The organism is Nitratireductor sp. XY-223 (assembly GCF_004959855.1).
GTDB lineage: Bacteria > Pseudomonadota > Alphaproteobacteria > Rhizobiales > Rhizobiaceae > Hoeflea_A.
The window spans coordinates 1-12,006 of sequence record NZ_SPNT01000018.1; the positions used below are offsets into that span (position 1 = coordinate 1).

The following is a 12,006-nucleotide window of genomic DNA, read 5'->3' on the forward strand; positions in this document are numbered from 1 at the left end:
TCTCCACAGACATGGCGCAGGATCGGGCGACAGCAACCAGGTTGACGACATGGCGCAGGCCGCCTAATCATGAAACCGCAACGCTGCCCGTTCCTTTTTCAACAGAGAACGGGACATCCCCTGCGTGTTTCCATGCGCCGGCTTGCGTGCTTTACCCGCTGCATGGCCTGGTCCTGGCGCGCGATCTTCTGATCAATACGTTTCAGTTTTGGGAACTTCGGCTGTTCGGTGAAATCGTGCGGCCACGGTTTCGAACGCCTCCAGCAACTCGACGTCGGACACATTGAGATCGGCCAGGCCTGCGCGTTTAGCGATCCGGGCAATATGGTTCGCGCGCGCATCCACCACGGCCGCGCGCTGTTGCTTCAATTTGACGATCTCCGTGTTGATATCGGCGACGGTTCGGATTTGGCGGACCATGACAGCCTCACTGCGGTTTGATTTTCGGTCTACGGCCACGATAGCGCAGCGGCGAACACAGGGCAAGGGTGTGATGGGAATAAATTGACAACGGCGCACTTATACGTCATGACTGACATGTGCGGCGCAAGCGCCGCTTCTTTTTGGGCCTTCGGCATGGCGATTTATCATTTGTCGGCACAGATCATCGGAAAGGCGGGCGGCCGCAGTGCAGTCGCGGCGGCCGCCTATCGGCATTGTGCGAAGATGAGCCGCGACGAGACGGGTGAGGAGATCGATTACAGCCGCAAGGCAGGTAATGCGCACAGCGAGTTTGCGCTGCCGGCGGACGCACCGGACTGGATTGCGAAATTCGCGGGCGGCCACAGCGTCGAGGAAACGAGTGCCTATTTCTGGAACGCGGTCGAGGCCAATGAGAAGCGCCATGACGCGCAGCTCGCGCGGGAGATCGTGCTGGCGCTGCCGGTCGAACTGACGGTGGAACAGAATATCGAGTTGATCCGGGATTTCGTTTCGCTTGAGTTGGCGGGGAGGGGGATCGTCGCCGATTGGGCCTATCACGACATGCCCGGCAACCCGCACGTGCACATCATGACGACCTTGCGTCCGCTCACTGACACTGGGTTCGGACCAAAGCGTGTTGCGATTGTCGGCGAGGACGGCAAGCCTCTTCGCGATAAAGACGGGAAGATCAGGTACGAGCAGTTTTCGGGCGGGCTGGAGCGGCTGCGGGACATGCGCAAGTCCTGGGCGGAGATCCACAACTCGCATCTTGCCAAACACGGCTACGAGGTGTGGATCGATCACCGGTCATTCGAGGCCATGGGGATCGACGCGGTTCCGACGACGCATCGCGGGCCCGCGGCCGACAATATCGACGAGCGCGGCGAGATGTCGGAACGGATGGAAACGGCGCAGGAGGCTGCACGCGCCAATTATCGGAAATATGCGGCCGACCCTTCGCTTGTGTTGAAGAAGATCACGATACAGAAGGCGGTGTTTACGCGTCACGATATCGCCCGGGAGATCAACAGGACGGAGTGCAGCGCGCAAGAGTTCCGTGCGCTCTATTATCGGGTTGGTGCGTGTGACGAACTGGTCGCCGTCGAGGCGCCGGGCTTTGATCCGTTCACCGGGGAAGAGAGTTCGGAGGCGCTTTTGTCGACACGCACCGTGGTGCAGCTCGAGCATGAAATGCTTCTCGACATCGAGGCGTTGAAGGATGCTTCCTTCCAATCGCTGAGCGACAAACATCTTGCCGCGGCCTATGAGCGGTTCGAGAAGGAACGCGGATTTGCGCTCAACGACGAACAGAAGAATGTCGTTCGTCACCTGACACGGGACAATGCCTGTGCGGTCGTTGTCGGATATGCCGGTGCCGGCAAGTCGACAACCATGGATGCCCTGCGCGTCGCCTTCGACCGCAAACAGGTCCGTGTGATCGGTGGCGCGCTCGCCGGAATCGCGTCGGACAATCTGCGTGAAGAAGCAGGAATTGCAAGCCGTACGCTGGCGTCCTGGGAGTATCAGTGGAGCCAGGGTCGGATGCTTCCGGACAGCGATACGGTGTTCGTGATGGACGAGGCCGGCATGGTGTCGTCCGATCAGATGGGGCGCATTACACGGGTTCTTCGCGAGCGTGGCGCGAAGATGATCGTCCTTGGCGATGCCAGGCAGTTGCAGCCGATCCGGGCCGGTGCGGCCTTCAGGGCATTCGCCGATGTCGCAGGTTATGTCGAGCTCAACAACGTTGTCCGGCAGACCGAGGACTGGATGCGGGATGCATCCATCCGGTTCGGGCGCGGGGAGTATGAGGCGGCGGTTGATGCCTATCTTTCTCGCGATCGCGTGACCTGGGCCGGTGACGAGCAAAAGGCGATGTCACAATTGATCGATGATTGGGCCGGTTATCACCGGGCCGGCGCGGATGTGGTCATCATGGCGCATCGCAACAAGGACGTCATCGCGCTGAACCATCAGGCGCGTGCCGCGTTGAAGGCGGACGGCGCGCTTCAGGACGAAACGTCATTCGGCACAGCGCGCGGCGAACGAATGTTTGCCGAGGGCGACACGGTGCTTTTCCTGCAGAACGAACGCAGTCTGGACGTCTTCAACGGGTCTGTCGGCACCGTGACGGAGGTGGCCAGAAACCGCCTGACGGTTCTGGTCGAGGGACACGGTGAGCCGGTCGTGGTGCGCGCCAATGAATACAATCAGATCGACTACGGTTATGCGCGAACGATCCACAAGGAGCAGGGGTGCACCGTCGATCGGAGCTTCGTTTACGCGTCGCCGACCATGGATGCGCAGCTGTCCTATGTCGCCTTGACGCGACATCGCGAGGACGTTCAGGTCTATGCGGCCCGGACTGTGTTCAAGGACGATCGGCGGCTCAAGCAGGTCATGAGCAGAGACCGTCTCAAGGATACGACGGTCCTGCATCGCGGTACCGAGGATTATCAGGATACCATTCGTGGGTTTGCCGAGCGGCGTGGTTTTCCGACAACGGAATCGATCCGGGAGTTTGTCGCTGCCAATGTCCAGAACATGCGCGAGCGGTTCAATCGGGTCAGTGCGGCTTTCACCAGGATCCGCGCGCCCAGGCGGTTCGATCCGGGTCAATCCCGCGATGCCAGAGTTACGTCTCGGCCTGTCCCTGACCGGGCCCAAGCAGTGCAATCGAATCCGGTTCGGATTCCGGAAGTGTCAGAAGGCCTCGCCCATTCGCTCAACCGGCTCGCTCACAATGCCAAGCCGATTGTGGTGGGTGCGGTTCGCCGGCGCGGCTTTGTTCGATCGGCCGACTACGAGTTGCACCTTGCGGGCAGCGGGCCCAAACTCCAATCGTTCAACGAGACGATCAGAGGCGTCCTGCCGGCGTCGCAGATCATCGCGCAGGGTCTGGAACGGCCGGATACGGATGATGCGCTGTTGCAGCCTTTGTCCGACGACTGGAAAGACTTCATGGTCGAGAACTGGCCGCAGGTGTTCGCAGCGCAGCGGGCTGAGAGGGACCATGCGATGATTGAGGAGCTGAAAGAGCGCGTTGCCGGGCAGAAGATCGAGAATTGGTATGAAAGCCATCTGCAACAGACCAGGGAGCGTTTCGTGCCGGAAAAACCATTGATCCCGGCCGCGGAGATCGATCCGGTTCCGACGGCCGCAGAAGTTCGCGCGGCTGTCTTCGACGATCCGAACATGCGGCAGACCCGCGCGGTCGCCCGTGACGTCATCGCACAGGTCTATGGGGCGAACTGCAGGGCATTGGAGACCATTTCCAGGCGATATCTTGACACGGGTGACAAGGCATCGATCCTCGCCGACGTGAAAGCGAACCCGGAAATGTTCGGTGATGTGCGGGGCAGCGTTCGGCTCGGGTTCGCCAACGCCGAGCGCAAGGAGGCCCTTTCCCATATAGGCACACTGGAATATGTCGTCGGCAATTATCTCGATCAGGCGGAACGGTTGGCACCAAGGATTGAAGCCAGGATCGTGGAGCACAGATCCGTGCTGAGAGAACCGGTTGCAGACCTTTCGCCGGCGGCGGAACGGTTCGTCCAAAGGGCCGCCCGGATCGGTCGGATGGACGCCGGGCCGGACAAGTACACCGCCCTGGACAGTCTTCTGGAGGACAAGGCCTCCGTGAAGGAATTGCAGCGCCTGCAGGATGCGTTAACCGCTCGGTACGGTCTCGGCGAGCGTGCTTTCGCGCGGGGCATGAAGGACGACGACGGTCTGCGAAATCTGCCGGCCGTCGATCGCAGCCGAATACAGGAGAAGGCAGTGCTCGTCATGGGGTCCTGGACAAGCATTGTCGGCACCGTGCAGGACAGGCGCCGGATTGAGCAGAACCTGGAGCGTGGCAAAGACCAATATAAGGGTTATGAACGATAGCGCCGTCCTTCAGTACGCGTGTTCATGCCGGTGTCATGCATATATGTCGAATGTCATGATTGGGTTCGCTTCATGAATTCATCGAATAGCGGCACTGTAAACGCGGCGAGGCCGTATCGGGGACTGTAAATCATGCCGTTGTTGATGAGGGCGTCACGGGTCGGCCCGAGCTGTGAAGAACTCTTTCCCATCGCCTTGGCAATCTCGCCTGTGCGGTGTGGGCCCGGGCCAAGACCGGCCATGGCCATCAGATAGGCTTTTTGGGGTTCGGACAGGCGCTCATAACGTGATCGAAAGAAATTCTGATCAAGCCGGCGTATGGCCGACTTGCTGGCGGCATCAATATGGGACCGATCAATGGGCGAGCCCTCTGCAATGTTCCAGGCCTGGTAGCCCCATTCCTGCAAAAAATACGGATAGCCCTTGGTTTGCTCAACGACAGCGTTTACCGCGCCCTCTGTGTATTCGACATCCGCTTCGGAAGCAGGGCCAACAATTGCCCGCCGCGCTTCAGCCGCATCCAGCGGCCCGATGTCTGGATATTCGAAGAGCCTTTCAGAATAAGACTTGGCTTCGCCGGTCAGTCTGACAAGAAGGGGCAGGCCCGCGCCGACAACCAGGAACGGAAGCCTCTTTTGATCGGTGCGATGGATCGCCATGATCAACGCTTCGAACTCTTCGGCCTGCAGATTCTGGATTTCGTCAATCAGCATCACGATTGAAGTGTTTCTGACCCTGGCCGCCTCGCCGGCGGCAACAAACAGCTCCGCCAGATCCCTGGTCAGCGTTCCACTATCGGCAGTTCCCGGTTCTGCATCGACATCCACCGAGAATTCGACATCCTCATATTTCACCTTGATGGCGCCGACGAAGCTTTTCAGGACCCGAAGCGCATGTTTGACTTTCTCACTGACACCCTTGATCCGGTCCAGTTTCAGCAGCGCCGCCCTTAAGGTGGCGACAATTGTTTTCGACAGAGGTTCATTGGTGCTGACTTCGATGAAGTCGGTTATCGCCCCGTGCTCTTCCGCAATTGCCTGGACTTCATTGAGAAGAACTGTTTTGCCGACACCCCGCAAGCCGACGAACATGAAGCTGCGGGCTGACTTGCCGCTCATGTTGCGCTGGATGGCAATGCGAGCTTCGCCCGGTATGGCGTCGCGTCCGGCCAGCTCAGGAGGCGGTGTTCCGGCACCAGGAGCGTAGGGGTTTGTCTCGGGGTTCATTCTGTCCTTATAGCGAGTTTATCAATAGCGGGCATAAACTCGCTATAACTGATTCCGGACCGGAACATAGACGGTTTATCCAGGGTTGGCATAAACCAACCAAACGGGCATCCTTCTGCGGCGATCGTCGGTCCGGGTTTTGACGCGCTCGCATTATTCAGTTTTTCACCTTTACGTTCCGAATGGAAATGCATTTTTGCGTGTGCAATCATGCAACTTACCGGCATAAAACAGGAAAAGTTAAAGCCAGATATTGCATTAAGCGTGGAGTTGGATATTGCATGTTGTATTGAATTTCTTTCCTGCCGGAGATCCTTGCAATTGCGTATCCTCACCATGCCGTTCTTGTCGGCGATTCAACTGGGAATAGTGGGATGTGCAACCTCCGACGATCCATCCGCCGGCAGTGTGAGCAGCCTGATAAATAGCGAAATATCGATCGTTGACCGGGAGATTGCCGATGCGGGCCTCTATCCCGGTGTTCTTGAAGGCTATGCCAGAGAGTCCACGAGAATCATCAACCCCGACCATGTGGTGGACGAAGCCTTGCTGGTTCCTGTCAACGGCGAATTTACCGGCACCGTGGAGGACCTCGTCAAGACGATCGCCGCGTCGATCGGCTACAGCACCGCAGCCGAGGGCGAAAAGCCCGGCGCTCCCATCATCGTCGTTGTCGTTCAATACGAGCTGCCGGCAATCGGGATCCTGAGAGAGGGGTTCCTTCAGGCCAAAGGCCGCGCCCGGCTTGTGATCGACCAGACAAGTAAGACGATGACGATCGTCTACCGGCGGCCCGAGCGCAGTCCCGTGCCAAATCTGGAGGACTGGGTCATATGAACCGCTGCAGTGCCTTACTCATATGCAGCGTCCCGTTGTTTTTGGCTCTGTCGGGCTGTCAAACAACCAGCGAATCCGAGCTGGAGGAACCGGCTCCGATCGCGATTGGCGGGCCCGACCGTTACAAATCCAAGTCAACGCCAGCAAGTTTCTCAGAATTCAAGAGCAAAACACGCAGAGGCGACTTTGACGCGGAAATGGATCAGGAGCGATATGGATTGCTGCGGGAAGCGGCGGTCTCATATGCCGCCCAGGCCGGATATCAGCGCCGTGTGTGGCAAATCATGCGGGAACTGGAGCGCGATAGCGCGAAGCTCTCGCAGTCCTTCGATTTCAATCGCGTGGCTTATCGGGCGCCGCGCGAGACGGGCTATCTCCTTCCACCGGTGGTCAGCCACGCGACGGCCGCCATCAATGTCGCCGAAACCGGCCGGTCCGCCGTTGCCACTGACGAATATTATCGGATCGAGATTCCCGGACGTCTTGTATCGGTCGTTCCGACGTGGCGCGATTACCTGATCATACCACTGGAAGAGGCGACGGAACCGGGTGATGATTTCCTTCCGCAGAACCGCGAAGAAAGAAGAGTGTTCGACCAGTTTGCAGCCAAGGGCTGGCAGGCCGGCGTCGATCAGGCCAATGAGGCGCTCGAACTAAACCTCGCTCGGCTGAAACGCGATTATCTCGGAATGGTCGAATACCGGAAAATGGTCCAGGCAGGTCTGGTCGAGGAAATGGTTGTCCGGTCGAGCGAGCAGCGTTCGGCCGGCGAGGGCGACGAACTGTTCATTGGGGAGAGGCGTGTGAAGATCGTGAGTGCTGCGCGTCTCGTGCGCAATCCAAACCATTGGAAGCCGCTGGAGCGTCGCTATTCGGTCGCCAAATGATCGATGTCGACCGCATTGATCTCTCGGCCGTCGATCCGGACAGCATGGAAACGACGGTCCTGAAATCCGAGCCCAGCAGTTACGACATCGATCTTGACGCCTTTGACCATTTCCTCGTCGGCGCCGCGATGAAAGGCGCTTCCGACATCAATATCGGCGGCGACATGCGGATCCGCATCCAGGTCAACAGTCACCAAAAACTGGCATCGAAGCGCGAGCTCCAGTTCAAGGAAGTCCAGGCGATGTTGGCCCACCTCTACAAGGGCAACGACGCGTTTTCGTTGATCAGCGCCGGAAGACAGCTCGACTTTTCCTATGAGAAGAAGATCGATCGCGGCAAGTCACAACGCTTCCGCGTCAACGCCACCGGTGAACAACGCATTGGAACCAACGGCGTACAGATCACGCTCCGCGCGCTCCCCGATAAAACGCCGACACTCGATGATGTCGGTATGGAGCAGGACCTGCGCGACAAGCTGGAACCGCCGGCCGGCATCATCGTCGTCGCAGGCGCTACGGGGCACGGCAAATCCACGACGATGGCCGCGATGACACGGTGCCACCTCGAGAACATGGCCCAGTCCCGCAAGATCATCGATTTGCAGGCGCCGATCGAATACACGTTCAGGGACATCAATACTGACAGACGAGGGATGGCATCGTTCATCAGTCAGTCAGAGATTGGAATCGGGCGCAATATTCCGACATTCGCGGCAGGAATCCGCGCTGCTATGCGGCGAGCGCCGGCGGTCATCAATGTCGGCGAAACCCGGGACACCGAAAGCATGCAGGCCTGCATTGAAGCCTGCCTGACCGGCCACCTTGTCAACACCACCACGCATGCCGGGTCGATCGCCGAGGCTCTGCGGCGAATGGCGTTTCTGTTTCCACCTGACGAGCAGGAAGCGCGTTCGTTCGATCTGATCACGTCGCTGAACCTGATCATATGGCAACGGCTGGTCCGGATAGCGGGAGGTCAAGGCCGCGTTGCGCTTCGGGAATACATGGTCTTCAACGACCAGGTTCGTGAGCGCTTCCTGGATGTGAAGCCGCTTGAGTGGTCCCGGATTGTTCGCAACGTGTTCACAGACGCTGAGAGCGATAAGAACATAACGGCCCGGACGATGGCGCAATCGGCAGAGCGCCTGGTCGAATCCGGCGAGGTGGACCGAGAAGAGCTGAAGGCATTCTTGAGATGATGGCATTAAGGTCGTGCACAACGAGCTGCAGGTGGTCGATGAGATGGCCACGATGCAGTTGTTGAGTTTCCATGGTCGGTCTCCGTTTAGGTTTTGTTTTTGGATTCTTTTGCGGAGTATCTACCTCACGGACTATGGTCGAAAAACTCCCGAAGTCTACGAGAACGCTCCTGAAACGGAACATCAGGAGCGGTAATTTTTTGGGCGCGTTTCCCCAACTGTTCGATCAGCTTTACCAATGGGTCAGGCGTTCAGCAAAACAGGATTCACAATCGAGAATCGAACGTTTAAGATACCATTCAAGCGAAAGGTACTGTTGATGCTGAGATGGCTGAAAAAGACGCGTGAAGGACATGGTTGTAAGACCTACTGGCTGCATCGTATCGGCACCCTTACCGCTATTGGTTTGCTCATCTATTGGTGGCGCGCAGCGAAACATTTCATCGACAGCCTAAATGCCGGGCTGGAAGGTTGGGTGAAAAGCGGCTCCTTTTTCCTGGGCTGGATCGAGGGTCTTTGGAGTGCAGTGGAGTTTGCGCTCGCGCAACCAATCTATCTTATTCAAGTCGCTGTCTGTTGCGCGATCGTCACGGGCAAGGAGGCTCCAAGGTCAAATTCACCCGGACTGATAAAGACAATGCTGGTCACGCATTTTCTTCTTCGCAAATGAGTCCGGAGGAAGACAGCTCGGTTCTAACCCTTCGTGTCGGTCTTTTGGGCTTTGTTGGCTAGATACCGTTGGTATTTTTCCTTTCCCCTTGCTCCCAGTTTTTGAGTGCCTCCACTCCCGGCAGAACCAAGCTGAAAGCTGCCCCCGGCTCCAAGAACGGTTGTCCGAGCGGCGGTGGCGGCGGCCAGATCGTCGCCGATCCCATCAATCCACTTAAACACACGAGCCGGGAACAGATTGATCAGGCTGAACGACCAGTCGATGATCACGACGTAGATCACGCAGACGAAAACAGTCAGCACGATCATCGTAAAGATCTGAGTTATCGTACCGAAAGAGCCCGGGTCGGCAGCCATTTGCGAGCTTAGTGCCGCGAACAGCATACCGTTGAGTGCAAAGGCACCGATCCGGAAAAGGATCATACCGATCAGGAAGCCGAACACCATCAGCATCGGGGTTAAAAACAACATCAACAGCAATGACCAGCCTTTGCGCGATATGTTCGATGAAATTCCATGGCCATCCATGGATAGCATGGCGACCGCCCAAAGCGGGGCGGCAAAAACAGCTTCGACGACCAACAGCATGAACGCCAGGATCGCCAGCAACCAAATTATTGCGGGCAGATATGGCAGGATAAAACCAATGAACACAGCTGCGAATATCCCGATCTGAAACAGAAAGCTCGTCAGGCTCGCGAAGGTACTGGCAGCGGCACCCGCAACCGGAATGGAGGATGCCAGTGCCAGTCCACCAATCGCCCAGGCGATGTAAAACATCACCGTCGAGGAATAGGCCATCAAGCCAATCATCGGGTCGGACGTGATCGAATCCGGTGAAAGAAGGTTGACCCCCTTCAGCAGATTTGTCGGAGGAGGCAGAAAATTTTCCGGGGAAGAGGAATCATCTCCGGCATATGCGCGTTCTGTAATAAATTCTCGCATCCCAGCCTTTGCCGCGGCTTCATTCCACGCCGAAACGCCGGCGTTATAGGATGCTCCGATACTTGCGAGGATTTTTTGGGCGTACCTGTCTGCGTTGCTTTGAAACCAATATGTTCGACCAAGTTCGTTAGCGAGGGTGTTTTGAACGCCTCCGTTTATTGACGTTGATATGAGTGTTCCAGGTGTTGCGCTCGGGAACATCGATGCCACGGCATTTGCATCACCAGATATCTTGCTGATGAGCATGTAGTAAGAGCCCGCCATCATCCAACCGCCGGTCTTCAGATCGCCTGAAATAGCTGTTGGCGCGGATAAAGCTCCACCGCTATCCGAACCGATGGATTGGATACGTTGGGTAATGGGGGTTCCGCTTTCGGTTTGAACCAACTGCCCCAACGCATCAGGGTTGACGATTGAGTTCACGATCCAAGAGTGTTGCTGTCTCAGCAGAGCGAGCATTGCGCCCAGGTCAGGAATATCATCGGCTGACACCGGCTCGCGGTTCGAAATCTTGGCGACAACAGCTTCTGCGGATGGCCGCATGATGTTCTTGAGCTCGTTGATGAGCCGCTCGAAATTGGCATTTATGGATGCCATGTTCGAGGTCGGGCTGACACGTTTGAGGGCTGCGGTCGCGGCCGGCAAAGTGACGGATCCGCAAGCGCCCGTAATACCGGGCGTTGAATAGGTCATGATCCGCGGCGTGTATTCATCGATCAGCGGTGTTTCCGGCGCCGTCCGCAGGTTGCCCCAATCACCGTCACTGACCTTGTTCAGTGCGCCTCCCTTGTCGGCCTCGTGGTTATAGGCCGCCCGGCAGAACTCCATCCGCCACATTTGCTGTAAGAACCGTGCTTCTGCGCTGGCGTAGTCGGTGCCAACAATCGGGACTTCATCGGCAATTATGAGATCAGCAGTTTGGTTCCAGAAAAACGAGCCAGTGCTGGTTCCAGCGCGTACAACATAGGAAATACCGTGTTGAATACCGTTATAGCCGTTTCCAAGCGGAATCAGGAGAGCAAAGGCGGTGAGGACGCGGATCGGAACCCAGATCGTTGATTTCTGCCCGAGAATGACGCCTTCATGCGCTGAATCGAGTGTCCCCTGGAAAATATTGTAGAGCAGAAAGATCGCGCCGATCGCGAGAAACAGGATGTTGAAGGACAGTATCAGGAGCGAAATCAACGTTCGATTGTTCGCTTCCGGGCCGGGGAACAAACTACCGAAGATCAGATTGAAAAAGGTGTTCGACCTGTCATCCCCTTCGCCTCTGAAAATGTCAGGTACACTGATCTCTTGCGCCACTCCGACATCGGAAAGGGCAAGTGTGAGCAATCCCACGCAGGACCAGAATAGGCAGCGGTTCATTTGCCGTCGTCCCTCTTGTCCGGAGGCAGGATGATCTGCACGTTTCGTGGCAGCCGCGTCGACAGGTAATCGTAGAACCCGCCAAAACGCTTCTGTTCGATGATCCAGGCGAAATAGTCCGCGCGAATTGCCCGAAACAGAGAAAACAGGAATAGCGCGATCAGCCCTATCGCAAGGAAGGCGGAGATCCGAAAAAAGACAATCCCCAACGGAACAGCGAGAATGGAAAGCAACGACGCATACTGAAACACGAACCTTTGCTGCTGCCAGCCATGGAGTTGTTGTTCAAGATCGGTTCGCGACATGTTTTGCGACAGGTCCCTGAAACGCTCCACACCACCGTCGCGATATCGTCCACCAAATCCCTTCCAGTCGATCGGCTTTGGCTTCTGTTTGCCGGCTATATCTCCGATCCAGTCGGCTCCTGCAGTAGCAGTGGAGAAGGCTCTGTCGATCCGGCCGCGACGAAACATCCAACCTGCCGCGCGTTGTGCTCGCCCGTGCTCTTCAGGTTTCGGTTCATTATCTCCGGTATTGGGATTATTGGATATCACGGCGCAC

9 protein-coding genes are annotated in these 12,006 nt (G+C 57.2%); 5 read left to right on the forward strand and 4 right to left on the reverse strand.

Annotated elements, in window-relative coordinates:
- Nucleotides 1–192: 192 nt before the first annotated feature.
- The gene (locus tag E4M07_RS26640) at nt 193–420 is read right to left on the reverse strand and encodes a TraC family protein (RefSeq protein WP_136661459.1); all 228 of its coding nucleotides are present in this window, start codon (nt 418–420) and stop codon (nt 193–195) included.
- Nucleotides 421–576: 156 nt separating this feature from the next.
- Here E4M07_RS26640 and traA point away from each other — a divergent pair, with 156 nt between their 5' ends.
- Nucleotides 577–4,314, forward strand: coding sequence for a Ti-type conjugative transfer relaxase TraA (traA, locus tag E4M07_RS26645; RefSeq protein WP_169054418.1), 3,738 nt, complete (start codon nt 577–579; stop codon nt 4,312–4,314).
- 53 nt (nt 4,315–4,367) lie between these two features.
- Here the strand turns inward: traA and E4M07_RS26650 are convergent, their stop codons facing one another.
- Nucleotides 4,368–5,540, reverse strand: a complete 1,173-nt coding sequence (locus tag E4M07_RS26650; protein WP_136661461.1) for an ATP-binding protein — start codon at nt 5,538–5,540, stop codon at nt 4,368–4,370.
- 210 nt (nt 5,541–5,750) lie between these two features.
- On the opposite strand from E4M07_RS26650, the gene E4M07_RS26655 reads away from it, so the two are divergent.
- From E4M07_RS26655 to E4M07_RS26675, 4 genes are all read left to right on the forward strand, one after another.
- Nucleotides 5,751–6,377, forward strand: a complete 627-nt coding sequence (locus E4M07_RS26655; RefSeq protein WP_136661462.1) for a DotD/TraH family lipoprotein — start codon at nt 5,751–5,753, stop codon at nt 6,375–6,377.
- Nucleotides 6,374–7,264 carry a type IV secretory system conjugative DNA transfer family protein gene (locus E4M07_RS26660; protein ID WP_136661463.1) on the forward strand — a complete coding sequence of 297 codons (891 nt, stop codon included), beginning with the start codon at nt 6,374–6,376 and terminating at the stop codon, nt 7,262–7,264. Before E4M07_RS26655 ends, E4M07_RS26660 begins: the two co-directional genes overlap by 4 nt.
- A gap of 128 nt (nt 7,265–7,392) precedes the next feature.
- Nucleotides 7,393–8,463: an ATPase, T2SS/T4P/T4SS family gene (locus E4M07_RS26665; protein ID WP_169054419.1), complete on the forward strand. Its 1,071-nt coding sequence runs from the start codon at nt 7,393–7,395 to the stop codon at nt 8,461–8,463.
- Nucleotides 8,464–8,782: 319 nt separating this feature from the next.
- The gene (locus E4M07_RS26675; protein WP_136661465.1) at nt 8,783–9,133 is read left to right on the forward strand and encodes a hypothetical protein; all 351 of its coding nucleotides are present in this window, start codon (nt 8,783–8,785) and stop codon (nt 9,131–9,133) included.
- 23 nt (nt 9,134–9,156) lie between these two features.
- Here E4M07_RS26675 and E4M07_RS26680 read toward each other — a convergent pair whose 3' ends face one another.
- Nucleotides 9,157–11,445, reverse strand: coding sequence for a DotA/TraY family protein (locus E4M07_RS26680; RefSeq protein WP_136661466.1), 2,289 nt, complete (start codon nt 11,443–11,445; stop codon nt 9,157–9,159).
- On the reverse strand, nt 11,442–11,999 hold the full coding sequence (locus tag E4M07_RS26685) for a hypothetical protein (RefSeq protein WP_136661467.1): 558 nt from the start codon (nt 11,997–11,999) through the stop codon (nt 11,442–11,444). Before E4M07_RS26685 ends, E4M07_RS26680 begins: the two co-directional genes overlap by 4 nt.
- Nucleotides 12,000–12,006: the final 7 nt, after the last annotated feature.

Excerpts from the sequence above, each read along its gene's own strand:
- E4M07_RS26640 (WP_136661459.1), bottom strand. The coding sequence starts at position 420 with ATGGTCCGCCAAATCCGAACCGTCGCCGATATCAACACGGAGATCGTC.
- traA (WP_169054418.1), top strand. The coding sequence starts at position 577 with ATGGCGATTTATCATTTGTCGGCACAGATCATCGGAAAGGCGGGCGGC.
- E4M07_RS26650 (WP_136661461.1), bottom strand. The coding sequence starts at position 5,540 with ATGAACCCCGAGACAAACCCCTACGCTCCTGGTGCCGGAACACCGCCT.
- E4M07_RS26655 (WP_136661462.1), top strand. The coding sequence starts at position 5,751 with ATGCAACTTACCGGCATAAAACAGGAAAAGTTAAAGCCAGATATTGCA.
- E4M07_RS26660 (WP_136661463.1), top strand. The coding sequence starts at position 6,374 with ATGAACCGCTGCAGTGCCTTACTCATATGCAGCGTCCCGTTGTTTTTG.
- E4M07_RS26665 (WP_169054419.1), top strand. The coding sequence starts at position 7,393 with ATGAAAGGCGCTTCCGACATCAATATCGGCGGCGACATGCGGATCCGC.
- E4M07_RS26675 (WP_136661465.1), top strand. The coding sequence starts at position 8,783 with ATGCTGAGATGGCTGAAAAAGACGCGTGAAGGACATGGTTGTAAGACC.
- E4M07_RS26680 (WP_136661466.1), bottom strand. The coding sequence starts at position 11,445 with ATGAACCGCTGCCTATTCTGGTCCTGCGTGGGATTGCTCACACTTGCC.